Source organism: Pseudomonas sp. IPO3749 (assembly GCF_013386605.1).
Classification (GTDB): domain Bacteria; phylum Pseudomonadota; class Gammaproteobacteria; order Pseudomonadales; family Pseudomonadaceae; genus Aquipseudomonas; species Aquipseudomonas azotoformans_A.
Genome location: NZ_JACARN010000076.1, coordinates 39,957 through 56,694 on the forward strand (window position 1 = coordinate 39,957; position 16,738 = coordinate 56,694).

Consider the following 16,738-nt stretch of genomic DNA (forward strand, 5'->3'; position numbering starts at 1 on the left):
TTTAGGAGAGCAGGATGAAATTCAGTGAACAATGGCTGCGTGGCTGGGTAAGCCCGCAGGTAGATCGCGACGCGCTGGTTGCCCGTCTGTCGATGGCCGGTCTTGAGGTCGATAGCGTTACGCCGGCCGCCGGTGTTTTCAGCGGTGTGGTGGTGGGTGAGGTGTTGAGCACCGAACAACACCCCGATGCCGACAAGTTGCGTGTATGCCAGGTCAGCAATGGCGCGCAAACCTTCCAGGTCGTGTGCGGAGCGCCAAACGTGCGTCCGGGCCTGAAGATCCCGTTCGCCATGATCGGTGCCGAACTGCCGGGCGACTTCAAGATCAAGAAGGCCAAGCTGCGTGGCGTCGAGTCCAACGGCATGCTGTGCTCACAGGCAGAACTGCAAGTCGGTGAGGGCAACGATGGCTTGATGGAGCTGCCGGCCGACGCGCCAGTGGGCCAGGACATCCGTGTTTACCTGGAACTGGAAGATGCCAGCATCGAGGTCGACCTGACCCCGAACCGTGGCGACTGCCTGTCGTTGGCAGGTTTGGCCCGTGAAGTTGGCGCGTTGTACAACGCCCCGGTCACCCGTCCAGTGGTTGCCGCCGTAGCTGCGGTACATGACGAAGTACGCCCGATCGACGTGCTGGCGCCAAACGCTTGCCCGCGTTACCTGGGCCGTGTGATCCGTAACGTCGACCTGTCCAAGCCAACGCCGCTGTGGATGGTTGAGCGCTTGCGTCGCGCCGACGTACGCAGCATCGACGCCGCCGTCGACATCACCAACTATGTGATGCTGGAGCTGGGTCAACCGCTGCACGCTTTTGACCTCGCCGAAATCATCGGCGGCATCCGCGTGCGCATGGCAGAAGAAGGCGAGAAGCTGGTACTGCTCGACGGTCAGGAAGTCAGCCTGCGTGCCGACACCCTGGTCATCGCCGACCACTCCCGCGCCCTGGCGATTGCCGGCGTGATGGGTGGCGAGCACAGCGGCGTCTCCGCGACCACTCGCGATGTGTTCCTTGAAAGCGCGTTCTTCGACCAGATCGCCATCGCCGGTAAGGCCCGTTCATACGGCCTGCACACCGATGCTTCGCACCGCTACGAGCGCGGAGTGGATTGGAACCTCGCCCGTGAAGCCATGGAGCGCGCCACTGGCCTGCTGCTGGAAATCACCGGTGGCGAAGCCGGCCCGATCACCGAAACCGTCAACACGCAGTTCCTGCCCTCCGTTGCACCGATCACCCTACGTGCCAAAAGCGTCGAGCAGATGCTTGGCCTGGTCATCGAGGCGGCTGAAATCGAGCAACTGCTGTCGGCTCTCGGCCTGGCTATTTCCTCGAGTGGGGAAGGGCAGTGGCACGTTGAAGTACCAAGCCATCGCTTCGATATCAGCCTGGAAGTCGACCTGATCGAAGAGTTGGCCCGTCTCTACGGCTACAACCGCCTGCCGGTCCGTTACCCGCAAGCGCGCCTGGCGCCACAACCGAAGGCCGAAGCGCGTGCGCACCTGCCTGAGCTGCGTCGCCTGCTGGTTGCCCGTGGTTATCAAGAAGCGGTGACCTACAGTTTCATCGATCCGAAGCAGTTCGAACTGTTCAACCCGGGCGTCGAACCGCTGTTGCTGGCCAACCCGATCTCCAACGACATGGCGGCCATGCGTTCTTCGTTGTGGCCAGGCCTGGTGAAAGCACTTTCCCACAACCTGAACCGTCAGCAAGACCGCGTGCGCATGTTTGAAAGCGGCCTGCGTTTCGTCGGTCAGTTGGACGGCCTGAAGCAAGAGCCGATGCTGGCCGGTGTGGTCTGCGGCAGCCGTCTGCCGGAAGGCTGGGCACAGGGGCGCGACGCTGTGGACTTCTTCGACGTCAAGGCTGACGTGGAAGCGGTACTGGGTTTCGCCGGCGCTCTGGATGCCTTCACTTTCGTGCCGGGCAGCCATCCTGCATTGCATCCGGGCCAGACGGCACGCATCGAGCGTGAGGGTCGCCTGGTCGGTTTCGTCGGCGCCATTCACCCTGAATTGTCGAAAACCCTCGGTCTCGATCGTCCGGTCTTCGTGTTCGAGCTGGTTCTGGCTGAAGTGGCTTCTGGCAAGATGCCTAAATTCAGCGAGTTGTCGCGCTTCCCTGAAGTGCGCCGTGACCTGGCCTTGATCGCCGACCGTGAAGTGGCCGCCACTGCTGTTCTGGATGTAATCCGTGAAAATGCAGGGGAATGGCTGACAGACCTCAGGCTATTTGACGTCTATCAGGGTAAAGGTATTGATCCGCATAGAAAAAGCCTTGCAGTTGGCTTGACCTGGCAGCATCCATCGCGCACTCTTAATGACGATGAGGTGAATACCACGACACAAAATATCCTCACCTCGCTCGAACAAAGGTTGAACGCCACGTTAAGGAAGTGACGTATGGGGGCTTTGACGAAAGCTGAGATGGCGGAACGTCTGTACGAAGAGTTGGGTCTGAACAAGCGCGAGGCCAAGGAATTGGTCGAGCTGTTTTTTGAAGAGATCAGGCACGCTCTGGAAGACAACGAACAGGTCAAATTGTCCGGTTTCGGCAACTTTGACCTGCGGGACAAACGCCAGCGGCCTGGCCGCAATCCAAAAACGGGAGAAGAAATCCCGATCACGGCTCGCCGTGTGGTCACCTTTCGTCCAGGGCAGAAGTTGAAGGCCCGAGTTGAGGCTTATGCTGGAACCAAGTCATAACGACGAGCTACCCGTCATCCCAGGCAAACGCTACTTCACCATTGGTGAAGTCAGCGAGCTCTGTGCGGTAAAACCGCACGTGCTGCGCTATTGGGAGCAGGAGTTTCCTCAACTCAACCCCGTCAAACGCACCGGGAACCGTCGGTATTATCAGCGCCAGGATGTGCTGATGATCCGACAGATCCGCGCGTTGCTGTACGACCAGGGGTTCACCATCAGCGGCGCGCGCCAGCGTATGTCCGGTGATGAAGCCAAAGACGACACTACCCAATACAAGCAAATGATCCGCCAGATGATCGCCGAACTCGAAGATGTGCTGGTGGTGTTGAAGAAGTGATTCAAGCTTTTAAAATACTTCCACATTTCAAAAGCTTGCGGTATATTCCGGATCGCTTCGTCAAGAAGCAAACCCAGTAACACGCCTAGTCGGGGCGTAGCGCAGTCCGGTAGCGCACTAGCATGGGGTGCTAGGGGTCGAGTGTTCGAATCACTCCGTCCCGACCATATTATTCAATGACTTAGCCGAACTCTAACCAGTTCGGCTTTTTCATGCGTAGGGACTTATTCGGGGATTCATCCCGTCTTCCTCCTCAAGACGGTCAGCGCTGGCCCGAGAGAGTCAGTTGCCGACACTTTGTTCGCATCCTCAATCAGGTACTGCAATTCGGCTGTAGAATAGCGGCTCGTAATGCTGCCGTTCTTATGCCCCAACAACGCTTTCCGATCTTCCTCCGTCACGCTCGCTGCGCGTAGCCTTCTGCCATCATTCGCGCTGCGTCTGGCACAGAACAACACCCCGTTCCTCAATCTGTTCTACACGCGGATCGCCATGGACCATTTGTTCCTGTGATCGGTGCAAGAGGCAATGAACCCCGGATCGCTGCGCCGCACTGAACAACGCATCCAGCTCTGATACAGTGCTGAAGCAACAGATAAAACCAATTGATGAAGGTACCTGCGCACTTGGGCGAAGGTCTCCTACAGTCAATACAAGTTCAACGACGCCGTTGGGCTTAAGGGCGACGGGGCGCGCTGGCATTTCGGTGTAATTGCGCAACAGGTAAAGGCGGCGTTTGAATCAGAGGGGTTAAATGCTTGCGAATATGGCGTGCTTTGTTACGACGAGTGGGAAGAGAACTCTGGATCTTTGACGATTTACGAGGGGGATAATCTGGTAGTACCAGCTGTCGAACACCGCGCCGCCGGTTCGCGATACGGTATTCGATATGATGAAGCACTGATCCTTGAGTGCGCCTACCTTAGGAGCAGATTGAAAGGCTAATGGTTAATTAGCTAAAGTGGTCGCTTGGCTTGTCAGCGCTTCAACCAGCTCTGGCTGAATCATGCCCTCATCAATAGCTAATTTACCGAGTATTTCTGAACCGGGAATGCTCAAGTGCCCCTCATCATAGTAGAGTGGCGTACCTTCTTTATATGCCGAGCATATACCATCCGTACAAATAAGGTCTCTCAAACTCAGCGATGAAGTGTTGTTGTAGTCGGCCGATATTATTTTTATTCTCTCATTGGTGGCTAGGTCTCCACCGTCGACATAATTACTTCTTTTCTCACATGAGATAAAAGGAATCTTTAGAGATTTTTCGGTGCAGGACTTGTCATAACCGATAAAGCCCGGGGCTCTAAGCGCAATCACAACCCGTTTTCCTTCTTTTCTGAATCCCTCAAGCGTTGCTCGTAAGTCTTCCTCAAAATGCGGGCTTTGCTTTTCGTATTTTGGCCACGTCCCGCCAATTATTACAGTGTCATATTTGTGCAGCTCGTCTCTAACAATCTTGTTGAATTCAGGGCAGCTTTTTTTATATCCGCGATCAACATATTTTTCGCTGCGATTGTCAGGGAATGGAGGGCACGACGCATGCTCAATGTTTCTTATTGATACCCCAATACTTTCCGCTACCACTTTAATATATCCCATGTAGTGAGCAGCATTAGAATCGCCAAAAAGTATTGTCTTTGTGGGTGCACTAGCTGTCCCTACAACACAGACTTGATTTGTCAGGAATTCTTTTTTTGCACCTACCTGGCAGACATACTGGTATTCGAATGCTGGGCCGGTATTGTCTTTAAGTTCAGACAACTTCTCCTGATATCCAGCTGGAGAAAGCAGAGGGATCAGCCCTCCCATCAGAACCCCAAACCCTGCCGTAGAGGCCAATGCACCAAACAGTGCTGCAGCGAAATAAGATTTCGCTTTACTCTTTGACCCGTTGCTTCTGAACTTTTTCTCAACGAAGAAGTAGGAAAATGCTGTAAACGTTGCGATTAGAAGAGCGCAAATCGCGCCACCCGCCAGATCGAGCTGGCCATAGGCATACCTATAAAAAGCAAGAACAGGCCAGTGCCATAAATACAAAGAGAATGACACGAGCCCGACAGCGACCAGTGGGCGAATCGACAGGGTACTGCCTATTACCGTTTTACCCATGCTGCCAGACGCAATTACCAATGCTGCGCCTAATGATGGAATCAAGGATATAAATCCTGGGAACCCCTCGGTTTCCCGAATGAAGGCCAATGACCAAGCGACCATGGCGAAGCCCACAAGCCCTACAGCCTCGGAAGCGAGACGGCTTGCCCTTCCTTTGATTGCATCGCATGCGAAAAAGGTAACACCACCTATCAGTAATTCACCTCCACGAGAAGGCAGCATGTAATAGGCGAATGTCGGATCGCTAATCAGCACATGCTCGCCGTACCAGAATGAGGCAGCTGCCAAGACGGTGGCGGCGCCTACAGCCAACATCCGGCTCCCGAACTTTAGGGTGAGCAGCAGCAGGGCTGGCCAGATCAAATAAAACTGCTCTTCAACGCCCAGCGACCACATGTGCAGCAGCGGAACGGTGTCTGACGACGCGGCGAAGTAACTGGTATCGAGGAACTTCCAGAAATATATGTTCGCAGCGGACAGTGTTGTGGCGATGGCCGAAGTGGATAGCGCCTTGGCGTCATCGGGAAGCATGAATGCCAGTCCGAATACCAGGGTGCACAGCGTTACGAAGAATGCAGCCGGCAGGATCCGCCGAACTCGTCGCATGTAAAACTCGCCAAACGAGAACGTACCTGCGGCGTACTGCCTCGCTATGATCCCGGTGATCAAGAAACCGGAAATTACGAAGAAGATGTCTACGCCAACAAATCCGCCTGGCAGCCAGTCTTTATTAAAGTGAAAAATGACGACGGCCAAAACGGCCAATGCTCTCAACCCATCAATGTCTGGGCGATAGCTCAAGCTTTTGTTATGCATGAATTCCCTTTCTTCGGCATTACCGTGGGCAAATTGATATCGCGGCGGATTCTACAGGCGAACTTCTGGTTTGTAAGCCGGGCGAGTCGCCCACCTTCCCCTGAGCTCGGCGAGTTGTCACTTGCTCACATCGTCCGAAGTGCTCAGCACATGGATCTTCTTACGCATCTTCGCAGCCTCAGCGCCACCCTGCCCGAGATAGGCGGCAATCTCTCTGTTCTTCGCCTGGTTTTCCAGCAGGGTCTGGCTGATGCAGAACACGTCTGCCCGCGCCTTGCGGAGCAGCAGATTCAGTTCTTTGATCTCGTTCCCAAGCAGCAGGCAATGTTGCTTGTACATTTCAAGAGGTGTGGGGAGGCCAAGCCACTCGCAGGCGTCAGGCGCCGATTGCAGTGGGCGCCCACATAAATTGTTGCTGTTAAAGGCTTTTCAGAACTCCCGCCAGCCCCTCGTACCATCCCGGTACATCTTGTTACAACCATTCGCCCCAGGGTGCAGTCGGTATAGAACTTCGGCCATCTGTTCTCATCCATATTCCAGGCGTGTTTCAAACCGTGAGCGCCTGCTGACAACCCATAGAGGTTCACAGAATGAAAATGACACTACCCGCCCTGATTTTGGGCGCCCTCATTTCGCAAGGAGCGATGGCCGCCGGAGATGGCACAGCCGCTCTTGGAGGCGGCGTTGGTGGTGCCCTTGGCAATATCGTAGGTCAACAGCTCGGTGGCTCAACGGGCGCGGCGGTAGGCGCAGGCGTTGGTGGTGCCGCCGGCAGTGCGGTCGGGGCTCAAAGAGGCAATCGTGCGGAAGCCGCGCTCGGTGGCGGTATCGGTTCAGCCGGCGGCTCGCTGATTGGTAATCGTCTCGGAGGCACAACTGGATCGACTATCGGCGCCGGTGTAGGGGGGGCTGCAGGTGGTGCGCTGGGTAACAACCTGGCAGATGATGAGAGTGGTCATCGATCAGACGGCAAGAAGCACAAAGGCAACAACAAGCATAAACACAAGAACAAGCATCGTTAGGCTCTGACGATGTCAGATTGAAGCCCGGCCCAGCGCCGGGCTTCTCGTTTCTGGCTTTCGCAGTTTTACGCGATCATGGCCTCAACATCTGCCAGGGTGGCGTGTGGGACGACACTGTCCGGAATCCTCGAGGTGTCAGACAGGTTGTACACCCTGAAGTCATCACCCATGACCTTATCGGACATCAACTCAAACGACGGCAGTATGCGTGTGAAGTAGTGCTGATCGAGCCCGCAGGGTGAGTGGGTGGAATCAGCACTTTCGTAAAACCTGCCTGAGTGCTCGTCCAGATCGACGCCCACCAGAAAGACCTGGGTAAATCCCACATGGAACGCCAGCTGTATGGCCAGATAGGCCACGGTTCGAGCGTCAAAAAAGCCCTCGCTCATGTCTTTGCTGAACCCTAGCGGTCTTTCGCGACCCAGTAGCAAGGGGTGATTGACGACCAGTGCACTGTGTTTGCCTCGAACAGATTCCAGCCAGGAGGGCCGCTTGGCTTTGGATAATGGGTACAGCCGTCCAGTCGGTCGAGCATGAGAGGAGCGTGCGTGATCTTCCCACAGCGCAACCCTTTGGCTGATCGCCATCGCGTGTTTGAACAGCTCCGGCTGCTGGTCGGAGAAACTTCTGTCCGTGCAGGCGTAGAAGTACGGCTTAACCTCAGAGTCCAGGAACATCGAAATGGCGCCATTCATCGTGATCATTGGCACGTGCGCGAATTTTTTGATGGGAAAGGACTTGGCTGACGGGCCGGAAGCAATGATAAAGACTGCACCTGACTCCGCGTTCCGGCAGGCGTCAAAATCGCTCAGGTCCAGTTGGTATTTGTTCGAAAGCCAAGGGGCTGTGAAGGGGGCGTACAAAGCCTGCTGAGCGTTGCCAGCATGCTCGATGGCGACGAAGGCTGTTTGTTTCATCGGGCCCAACCGTGCAGTGAGAGGAAAATACCTACAGCACCCGACCCTGCGGGGTATGACTGAGTTCCTTCTTAAAGCAAAGTTCATGGTCCGGTCTGCTGCGTTTTATGCTCACCTCCCGTTACTTCCGCCCACAGACAGTGCGTTTTCTGAGCTATTTGGTAGCAACTTCCTGCGCACGAACTCCACGCGATTATCGCTATTTCATCGCTATCCCATCCAAATCAATCACTTGCTATATCCCCCGATCAGTTGGCACACATCCTGCTTTTTTGCATTCGTGGATAATTGGATACAAAAATTCAAAAGGTGCTGCCGATGCAATTCGCCCCCGCTTACGTTGACCGCCAGCCCCTCACCGCCGAGGAGGAGGCCTACAACTTTCTGCTCGACGCCATATGCAGTGGCCGCTACCGCAAGGGCGACCGGTTGATTGCCGAGGACATCGCCAGCGAGATCGGCATGAGCCGCATGCCGGTGCGCGAAGCCTTCCGTCGCCTGGATGCCCAAGGGTTGGTAACCCTCAGGCCTAACCGTGGCGCCGTCGTCAGTGGCCTGGATATCGATGAATTGCACGAAGTGTTCGAAATGCGCAGTGCCCTCGAAGGCCTGGCGGTGCGCGTGGCCGTCGCACGCATCGGCGAACGCCAATTGGCCGCACTGGAGCGCCTGCTCGACGAGATGGACGATTACCGCGACGAAAGCGCCGCCTGGGTCAGCCGTCACCGCGCTTTCCACGAATACCTGTGCAGCCTCAGCGGCCGTCCGCGCTTGATGAAGCAGATCTCGGCGCTGTATTCGCTGGTGGAAGCGCCCATGCGCCTGTGGTTGCAGCATGGCGAGAAACCCCTCAGCGCACGCCAGGAACACGCGGTGATCCTCGATGCCATCCGTTCCGGCGACGCAGTCCGCGCCGAGGCCGTAGTGCGCGAGCACATCGAAGGCACGGTGCCGGCGCTGATCCAGTTTTTGCAATCGGAAAAATAATCAGAGGCGGGCCCAAGCCCGCCCGTGTTTTGACTTTGAGTCCTGCCCCGTTAACCAACGAACTGGAGTGTCTGGTCATGCATAAACGCCGCGCCTTGCTGGTGGCTGTCTCCCTCGGCCTCTGTACCCAATGGGCCATTGCCGCGCCCCAAGTACCGGAGCGCCTGAAGAGCGTCGATAAACTGGTGTATTGCTCGGGGATGGATTCGCCGCCCCTGGTGTCCTTCGATGAAGCGCAGAAGCCGCGCGGGCTCACCGTCGACCTCGGGCTCGAGATCGCCAAGCGCCTGGGCGACAAACACGTGCAGTGGCGGGTGATTCCGTTCTCCGGCCTGGTGCCGGCGTTGCTTGCCCAGCAGTGCGACATGATCGTCGACCAGCTGTTCGACAAGCCCGAACGGCGCCAGGTGATCGACATCGTCAACTACATGTATTCCAGCCAGTCGGTGGTGGTGCCCAAGGGCAATCCCAAAGGCATCAAGGCCCTGGATGACTTGTCCGGGCACAAGGTGGCGGTACTCAACGGCTCCACCATCAAGACCCTGCTGGACGCGCAAAACGACAACCTGACCAAGGCCGGCAAGCCACCGATGAAGCTGGTGGTCTACAACACCGACACTGATGCCTTCCAGGCCCTGCGCATCAGCCAGGTCGATGCTTACGGCACCACGGTGGAAACCGCCGGCTACTACGCCGCGATGGCCCCGGACCTGTTCCAGGAAGGTGTACCGGCCTTCAGCCGCATCCTCACCGGCCTGGGCATGCGCAAGGACGACCCGCAACTCACCGCCGCCGTGCAGCAAGTGATCAGCGACATGCGCAGCGATGGCAGCTATGTGGCGTTGCTGAACAAATGGCATGTCAGCAGTGACACTCTCGACTGAGGTTTGCGGCGATGAACTTCAATTGGGATGTGTTCTGGCAGTACCTGTTGCAGCCCAGCGGGGTCTACCTCACCGGGCTGTGGCTGACTTGCTTGATCGCGGTGTCGGCGATGTTGCTGGGCTGCGTACTGGGCTTGGCGGCGGCGCTGTTGCGCCTGTCGAAGAACCCGCTGCTGCACCTGCCAGTGCGGTTTTACGTGTGGTTGATGCGCGGCACGCCGCTGCTGGTGCAGATCGTGTTTCTCTACACCGCACTGGCGGCCGGTGGGATTTTCCGCTTTGAGGACATCGACCTGTTCGGCCTGGTCGTGCCCGGCAATATCCAGGCGGCGATCATCGCCCTGGGCCTCAACGAAGGCGCCTACATGGCTGAAATCATCCGCGCCGGCATTGGCGCCGTCGACAAGGGCCAATACGAAGCCGGGCGCTCCCTGGGCATGGGCTTTGCCAAGCTGATGCGGCGCATCGTACTGCCCCAGGCGTTCCGCGTGATCGTGCCGCCGCTGGGCAACGAGTTCAACGTGATGCTCAAGAACACCACCCTGGTCAGCGTGATCGGTGTGCAGGAATTACTGCTCAGTACGCAGATGGTCACCTCGGCGACGTTCCGCGTGTTCGAGCTGTACCTGGTGGTGGCGATCTACTTCCTGATGCTCACCACGCTCTGGGGCTTCTTCCAACGTTGGCTGGAGGCACGTTTCGGCCAGTCCGACCGGCCTTCCGCGCCGCCACCGGCGTCCAGCCGCATGTTCGGGCGCAGCACCTTAAAACTGCTGAGGGGACGATAACCATGGCGCACCACAGTGAAGAACTGATCATCGAATCGCTGGATATCCACAAGTCGTTTGGCACGCTGCAGATCCTCAAGGGGATTTCCCTGCAAGTGCGGCGCGGAGAAGTCGTGGTGCTGATCGGCGCCTCGGGTTCGGGCAAGACCACCTTCATTCGCTGTATCAACCTGCTCGAAGACATCCAGGGCGGGCGCATCCGCGTCAACGGTCGCGCCATGGGCTATCGCGAGCGCAGCGACGGCAGCCTGGTACGCGACTCGGAGCGCAACATTGCCCGCCAGCGCCGCGACATCGGCATGGTGTTCCAGCGCTTCAACCTGTTCCCCCACATGACCGCGTTGGAAAACATCATCGAAGCGCCGATCCAGGTACTCGGCACACCCCGCGCCGAAGCCTTGGAACAGGCCCGTGGATTACTCGCTCGGGTCGGCCTGGCGGACAAGGCCAACCACTACCCGTCGATGCTCTCCGGTGGCCAGCAGCAACGGGTGGCCATCGCCCGTGCCCTGGCGATGAAACCCCAGGCCATGCTGTTCGACGAACCCACCAGCGCCCTCGACCCGGAAACCGTCGGCGAAGTGCTGCAGGTGATGAAGGAGCTGGCCGAGGAGGGCATGACCATGGTGGTGGTCACCCACGAAATGGGCTTTGCCCGTGAAGTGGCCGATCGCGTGGTGGTGCTCGACCAAGGTGAGCTCATCGAACAGGGGCCACCGGAACAGATTTTCAGCCACCCCAGCCATCCCCGTACCCGAGCCTTTCTCAGTCGCGTGTTATGACCCTTCCAAGGAAATGTGCCATGCGTTTATCCAGCTTGTTTGCAGCCCTGTGCTGCGCCGCCGTTGTACCCATGAGCCAGGCTGCCACACCTGTGGTCAAGGTCTACAACTGGTCCGATTACATCGGCCCCGACACCTTGAAGAACTTTGAGAAAGACAGCGGCATCAAGGTGCAATACGACATCTTCGACACCAACGAAATGCTGGAAGCCAAGCTGCTTTCCGGACATTCGGGATATGACGTGGTGGTGCCCTCCAGCCAGTTCCTGTCCAAGCAGATCCGCGCCGGTGCCTACCAGCCGTTGCAGCGAAATTTGCTGGATAACTGGAAGCACCTCGACCCGCGCCTGATGCAGCGCCTGGAAGCGGCCGACCCTGGCAACCGCTACGCCGTGCCTTATATGTGGGGCACCGTGGGCATCGGCTACAACGCAGAAAAAGTGCGCGCCGTGCTGGGCAAGGACGCGGTGCTGGATTCCTGGTCGATGGTCTTCGAGCCAGGCAACCTGGCCAAGCTCAAAAGCTGCGGCGTGGCTTTTCTTGATGCGCCGGTGAAGATCATCCCGCAGGTCATGCTCTACCTCGGCCTGGACCCCAACAGCACTCAGCCCGACGACTACAAGCAGGCCTCGACCCGGCTGATGGCGCTACGGCCCTCGGTGACCTACTTCAACTCCTCGAAATACACCGCCGACCTGGCCAACGGCGATATCTGCGTGGCGGTCGGTTATTCCGGCGACGTGATGCAGGCCCAGAGCCGCGCCAAGGAAGCCGGCAAACCTATCGACATCCGCTACCTGATCCCCAAGGAAGGCGTGAACCTGTGGTTCGACATGCTGGCGATTCCCAAGGACGCCGGCAACACGGCCAACGCCCACGCCCTGATCAACTACCTGTTGCGCCCCGAGGTGATCGCGCCGATCAGCGACTACGTCGGCTACGCCAACCCGAATAAAGACGCCACGCCACTGATGGACCCGAAAGTCAGCGGCAACCCCGGTATCTACCCTGGCGATGACGTGATCAACCACACCTTTGTCTCCGCCGACCTGCCGGAAAATATCCAGCGCCTGATGACCCGGGAATGGAACCGCATCAAGTCCGGCCAATGAATCGAAGAGCCTCTGCCATGTTGAAATTTTCTGCTCACGAGTACCCTTATCCCTCGCAACGCCAGAGCGTGTTTGCCCAGCGCGGCATGGTCGCGGCGTCCCAGCCCCTGGCCGCCCAGGCTGGTATCGAAGTCATGCAAAAGGGCGGTAACGCCATCGACGCTGCCATTGCCACGGCGGCCGCTTTGACGGTGGTGGAACCCACCGGCTGTGGCCTTGGTGGCGATGCGTTTGCCTTGGTCTGGTGCAAGGGCCAGTTGCACGGTTTGAATGGCAACGGCCATGCGCCGGCTGCTTTGAGTGTCGAGGCGGTCAAGGCCGACGGGCATGACCAGATGCCGCTGTATGGCTGGACGCCGGTCACGGTGCCGGGTTGCCCGTCGGCTTGGGCGGAGCTGTCCCAGCGTTTCGGCAAATTGCCGTTTGCCGAGTTGCTGCAACCGGCCATCCGCCTGGCGCGCGACGGTTTCCCGCTGTCGCCGGTAGTTGCCCATCAATGGCAGCTCACCCTGGAAGAGTTCACGCCCCATCGTGACGCTGCGCTGGACGCCTGGTTCGACACCTTCCTGATCGACGGCCGCGCGCCCCGGGCCGGGGAGATGTTTCGCAACCCGGCCCAGGCCCGCACCCTCGAAGAGCTGGCGGCCACCCGCTGCGAAAGCCTGTATCGCGGCGCGCTGGCCGAACGCTTGGACGCACATTCCAAGGCCAGCGGCGGCTATCTGCGCGCCAGTGATCTCCAGGATTACCGCGCCGAGTGGGTGGAGCCGATCCACGTCAACTACCGCGGGGTGGACGTGTGGGAAATCCCACCCAGCGGCCAAGGCCTGGTAGCGCTAATGGCGCTGAAAATCCTCGAAGGCTTCAGCTTCGATCACCGCGACAGCCAGCAGACCTGGCACCGCCAATTGGAGGCGATGAAACTCGCCTACAGCGACGGCCTGCACTACATCACCGACCCACTGCACATGCGCGTGGCCGTTGCTGACCTGCTCAGCGATGACTACAGCGCGCGCCGCCGTGGACAGATCGGCGAACATGCCCAGCCACCCAAACCCGGCGACCCTCACGCCAGCGGCACGGTGTACCTGGCCACGGCCGACGCCGAAGGCAATATGGTTTCGTTCATCCAGAGCAACTACCACGGCTTCGGCTCCGGCGTGGTGCTGCCCGACAGCGGCATCGCCCTGCAAAACCGTGGGCAGGAGTTCAGCCTCGACCCAACCCACGCCAACTGCCTGGCGCCGGGCAAAAAAACCTTCCACACCATCATCCCCGGTTTCCTCACCAAGGACGGCCAGGCCCTTGGCCCGTTCGGCGTGATGGGCGGCTACATGCAGCCCCAGGGTCACGTGCAGATGGTGATGAACCTGGTGGATTTCGGCCTCAACCCGCAAGCGGCGCTGGATGCGCCGCGCTGGCAATGGCTGGGCGACATGAACGTGGGCATCGAACAGGGCGCCTCCCGCGATTTGGCCAACGCCTTGGCACGGCGCGGGCATCAGGTGCAGATCGCCAGCGACCTCACCGACTACGGGCGCGGGCAGATCATCCTGCGTGATCCGGTCAGTGGTGTATTGTGCGGCGGCACCGAGCCGAGGGCGGATTCAACGATCGCCGTGTGGTAAGCGAAAAAAATTGGCGGAGCCTGTCCCTTTTTTTCATCTCGCCTGTCATTCCAGGCAAGTGAACACTATCGAGAGCTTCCGCCAATGCCCGTCGTCCGTCCCTTGCTCAAACTGAGCCTGCTGCTGAGCCTCAGCGCCAGCCCGTTTTTCGCCGCCGTCAGTTATGCCGAAGACACCGCCACCCGCCGTAGTTATCAGGTGCCCGCCGGCAGCCTGAGTGCGGCGCTAACCCGCTTCGCCGGGTTGGCGGGTGTCAACCTGTCGGTGGACCCGGCGTTGGTCAGCGGGCGCAGCAGCAGTGGTTTGTCCGGTGAATATGGGGTGGAGGAGGGCTTCGCGCGCTTGCTGCAAGGCTCTGGCCTGCAACTGCAACCGATGGGCGCACAGGCCTACATGCTGGTGCCGGCGCCGGACGGCAGCACGTTGGAGTTGGCCCCGACGTCGATCCTCGGCACCACCGGCCTGTATGACGGCGACACATACGCCGGCGGCCAGGTGGCGCGCCGCACGGCCCAAGGCATGCTCGGCACGCGGGACTTCATGGAAACCCCGTTCAGCATCACCACCTACACCGCGGATGCGGTGAAGAACCAACAGGCCCGCACCCTCGGCGACCTGATCGCCGCCGACCCCTCGGTGCGTGCAACCAACCCGGCCGGTGGGCGTTACGAGCAATTCACCATCCGCGGCTTCAGCCTGTTCAACAGTGACGTGGCCTACAACGGCCTGTACGGCGTGCTGCCGACCTACACCATCGACATGGAAATGGCCGACCGCGTCGACATCCTCAAGGGCCCGAGCCAGTTGATCAACGGCATCTCGCCGCGTGGCAGCGTGGGCGGCGGGATCAACGTGGTGCCCAAGCGCGCCACCGACAAGGACATCAACTCGTTTACCGGCAACTGGGCGTCCGACAGCCAGGCTGGCGGCGCGGTGGACATCGGTCGACGCTTTGGCGAAGACAACCAGTACGGCATCCGTTTCAACGGTGTGAAGCAGTCCGGCGACACCGCCTGGGACCACCAGAGCGTCGACCGCGAAATGGCCGTGCTGGGCCTGGATTTCCGTGGCGAACGCTTGCGTCTTTCCACCGACATCGGCCACACCGAGCGTGATACCGATGCGCCGCAAGAGCGCGTGCAGGTGGCCGCCGCAGCGCCGGTTCCCAGCGCCAACGACGTGCGCCGCAACTATGCGCAATCCTGGAGCAAGGCCCGCACCAACGACACCTTCGGCACGGTCAATGCCGAGTACGACCTCAGCGACAACGTGATGCTCTACGGCGGCGTGGGCGCACGCAAAAGCAACCACGACTTCCTGCGCCACGCGGTGTCCGTGTCCAATGCGGCCGGTGATTTCAGCGTGCAGCCACGGGATTTCACCCGCGATGAAAACGTGCGCACCTACACCGCTGGCGTGCGTAACTGGTTCCATACCGGGCCGGTCACCCATGAGGTCAACCTCGCCGCCAGCTACTTCGATATGGACTTCACCAACGGTGGCGCACGCTATGGGGCGGCGCCGAGCAATCTCTACAACCCGGTACAAACACCGACGCCGTCCACAGCTACCCGCCAGGACGCCAAGGTCTACACCGAAAACAAATTCAGCGGCGTGGCCTTGTCCGACACCCTGGGCTTCTTCGACGACCGCCTGTTGCTCACCCTCGGTGCCCGCTGGCAGCGCGTGAAGGTGGATGACTGGAGCAACGGCGTCAAAGGTGCCACGGCCTACGAAGAAGAAAAGGTTTCGCCGTCCGGCGGCCTGCTGTTCAAGGCCACCGACAAACTGTCGCTGTACGCCAACTATATGGAAGGCCTGAGCCAGGGCAAGATCGCGCCGTCCACCTCGCGAAACGAAGACGAGATTTTCCCGCCGTTTATCAGTCGCCAGGTGGAAGTGGGCGCAAAGTACGACGCCGGCGCGTTCGCGGTGACCGCCGCCGTGTTCCGCATCAAGCAGCCAGCCTATGAAACCAACGCCGCCACGCGGCTCTTCGGGCCTAACGGCAAGCGCGAGAACTCAGGCGTAGAGCTGAGTGTGTTCGGCGAACCGCTCAAGGGCTTCCGCCTGCTCGGTGGGGTGATGTACATCGACAGTGAACTGAAAGACACCACCAACGGCACCTGGGACGGCAACCGCGCCCCGGCGACGCCCAAGTACAACGTCAACCTGGGCGCCGAATGGGATATGCCAGGCCTCGAAGGCCTCACGCTGACCAGCCGTGGCATCTATTCCAGCTCGCAGTACCTGGACCAGTCCAACGTGAAGGAAATCGACGCCTGGAACCGCCTCGACGTGGGGGCGCGGTATGCGTTCAAGGTGGACGACAAACACATCACCTTGCGGGCGAATGTGGAGAACGTCGCCGATAAACGCTACTGGAGTTCGGCCGGCGCTTCGGATGACAGCGAGCCGGGGCTGACCTTGTCGACGCCGCGCACCTACCTGCTGTCGGCCACCGTCGACTTCTAACATGAGTCTTGTTGTGGGGACTGGCTTGTTGGGTGAGCAGGCTATTTGTAGTGACTTGGCTTGTTGTGGTGAGTGGCTTGCTGTGGTGAGCGGGCTTGCCGCGCTGGGTGGCGAAGCCGCCCCAAAACCTGGCACCTCGCTCTACCTGACACGATGTGGTGTTCTTGTTGGGGCTGCTG

General features: G+C 59.2%; 15 protein-coding genes, 1 tRNA gene and 1 pseudogene. 13 read left to right on the forward strand and 4 right to left on the reverse strand.

The window, feature by feature from the left end; all coding sequences use genetic code 11:
• Window positions 1–14 precede the first annotated feature (14 nt).
• The 4 genes from pheT (at window position 15) to HX812_RS26245 (ending at window position 3,203) form a co-directional block, all read left to right on the forward strand.
• A complete protein-coding gene (gene pheT, locus HX812_RS26230) occupies window positions 15–2,393 on the forward strand; it encodes a phenylalanine--tRNA ligase subunit beta (protein ID WP_038845655.1) in 2,379 nt (792 codons plus the stop codon).
• Window positions 2,394–2,396: 3 nt separating this feature from the next.
• Complete coding sequence (ihfA, locus tag HX812_RS26235; RefSeq protein WP_002553164.1) at window positions 2,397–2,699, forward strand: integration host factor subunit alpha; 303 nt, start codon at window positions 2,397–2,399, stop codon at window positions 2,697–2,699.
• Window positions 2,680–3,036 carry a MerR family transcriptional regulator gene (locus tag HX812_RS26240; protein WP_010209127.1) on the forward strand — a complete coding sequence of 119 codons (357 nt, stop codon included), beginning with the start codon at window positions 2,680–2,682 and terminating at the stop codon, window positions 3,034–3,036. Before ihfA ends, HX812_RS26240 begins: the two co-directional genes overlap by 20 nt.
• A gap of 90 nt (window positions 3,037–3,126) precedes the next feature.
• Window positions 3,127–3,203: transfer RNA gene (locus HX812_RS26245), tRNA-Pro, on the forward strand.
• A gap of 69 nt (window positions 3,204–3,272) precedes the next feature.
• On the opposite strand, the pseudogene HX812_RS26250 reads toward HX812_RS26245, so the two are convergent.
• Window positions 3,273–3,461 (reverse strand): annotated as a pseudogene (locus HX812_RS26250) (site-specific integrase); the annotation flags it as partial.
• Window positions 3,462–3,654: 193 nt separating this feature from the next.
• On the opposite strand from HX812_RS26250, the gene HX812_RS26255 reads away from it, so the two are divergent.
• The gene (locus HX812_RS26255) at window positions 3,655–3,981 is read left to right on the forward strand and encodes a tail fiber domain-containing protein (protein WP_235165427.1); all 327 of its coding nucleotides are present in this window, start codon (window positions 3,655–3,657) and stop codon (window positions 3,979–3,981) included.
• Window positions 3,982–3,984: 3 nt separating this feature from the next.
• Here the strand turns inward: HX812_RS26255 and HX812_RS26260 are convergent, their stop codons facing one another.
• Together HX812_RS26260 and HX812_RS26265 are read right to left on the reverse strand one after the other, a co-directional pair.
• Window positions 3,985–5,964, reverse strand: a complete 1,980-nt coding sequence (locus HX812_RS26260) for an acyltransferase family protein (RefSeq protein ID WP_177128257.1) — start codon at window positions 5,962–5,964, stop codon at window positions 3,985–3,987.
• A gap of 117 nt (window positions 5,965–6,081) precedes the next feature.
• Entirely contained in the window at window positions 6,082–6,303 is a 222-nt protein-coding gene (locus HX812_RS26265) for a hypothetical protein (RefSeq protein ID WP_080642381.1), read from the reverse strand.
• A 251-nt stretch (window positions 6,304–6,554) separates the two neighbouring features.
• On the opposite strand from HX812_RS26265, the gene HX812_RS26270 reads away from it, so the two are divergent.
• The gene (locus HX812_RS26270; protein WP_033901718.1) at window positions 6,555–6,986 is read left to right on the forward strand and encodes a hypothetical protein; all 432 of its coding nucleotides are present in this window, start codon (window positions 6,555–6,557) and stop codon (window positions 6,984–6,986) included.
• A 65-nt stretch (window positions 6,987–7,051) separates the two neighbouring features.
• Here the strand turns inward: HX812_RS26270 and HX812_RS26275 are convergent, their stop codons facing one another.
• Window positions 7,052–7,903, reverse strand: coding sequence for an LPS biosynthesis protein (locus HX812_RS26275; RefSeq protein WP_038845661.1), 852 nt, complete (start codon window positions 7,901–7,903; stop codon window positions 7,052–7,054).
• Between the two features lie 318 nt (window positions 7,904–8,221).
• Between HX812_RS26275 and HX812_RS26280 the strand changes: the two genes are divergently transcribed.
• The 7 genes from HX812_RS26280 to HX812_RS26310 all read left to right on the forward strand — a co-directional run bounded on the left by HX812_RS26280 (window position 8,222) and on the right by HX812_RS26310 (window position 16,559).
• The gene (locus tag HX812_RS26280) at window positions 8,222–8,890 is read left to right on the forward strand and encodes a GntR family transcriptional regulator (protein ID WP_038845666.1); all 669 of its coding nucleotides are present in this window, start codon (window positions 8,222–8,224) and stop codon (window positions 8,888–8,890) included.
• Between the two features lie 77 nt (window positions 8,891–8,967).
• Window positions 8,968–9,774, forward strand: coding sequence for an ABC transporter substrate-binding protein (locus tag HX812_RS26285; protein WP_033901715.1), 807 nt, complete (start codon window positions 8,968–8,970; stop codon window positions 9,772–9,774).
• 11 nt (window positions 9,775–9,785) lie between these two features.
• Window positions 9,786–10,562 (forward strand): amino acid ABC transporter permease, encoded by a 777-nt coding sequence (locus tag HX812_RS26290; protein WP_010209179.1) that lies wholly within the window; start codon window positions 9,786–9,788, stop codon window positions 10,560–10,562.
• Between the two features lie 2 nt (window positions 10,563–10,564).
• Window positions 10,565–11,344 (forward strand): amino acid ABC transporter ATP-binding protein, encoded by a 780-nt coding sequence (locus tag HX812_RS26295; RefSeq protein ID WP_038845667.1) that lies wholly within the window; start codon window positions 10,565–10,567, stop codon window positions 11,342–11,344.
• A gap of 20 nt (window positions 11,345–11,364) precedes the next feature.
• Window positions 11,365–12,456, forward strand: a complete 1,092-nt coding sequence (locus HX812_RS26300) for a polyamine ABC transporter substrate-binding protein (RefSeq protein ID WP_038845669.1) — start codon at window positions 11,365–11,367, stop codon at window positions 12,454–12,456.
• 17 nt (window positions 12,457–12,473) lie between these two features.
• Window positions 12,474–14,084: a gamma-glutamyltransferase family protein gene (locus HX812_RS26305; protein ID WP_038845670.1), complete on the forward strand. Its 1,611-nt coding sequence runs from the start codon at window positions 12,474–12,476 to the stop codon at window positions 14,082–14,084.
• 84 nt (window positions 14,085–14,168) lie between these two features.
• Window positions 14,169–16,559 carry a TonB-dependent receptor gene (locus HX812_RS26310; RefSeq protein ID WP_038845672.1) on the forward strand — a complete coding sequence of 797 codons (2,391 nt, stop codon included), beginning with the start codon at window positions 14,169–14,171 and terminating at the stop codon, window positions 16,557–16,559.
• Window positions 16,560–16,738: the final 179 nt, after the last annotated feature.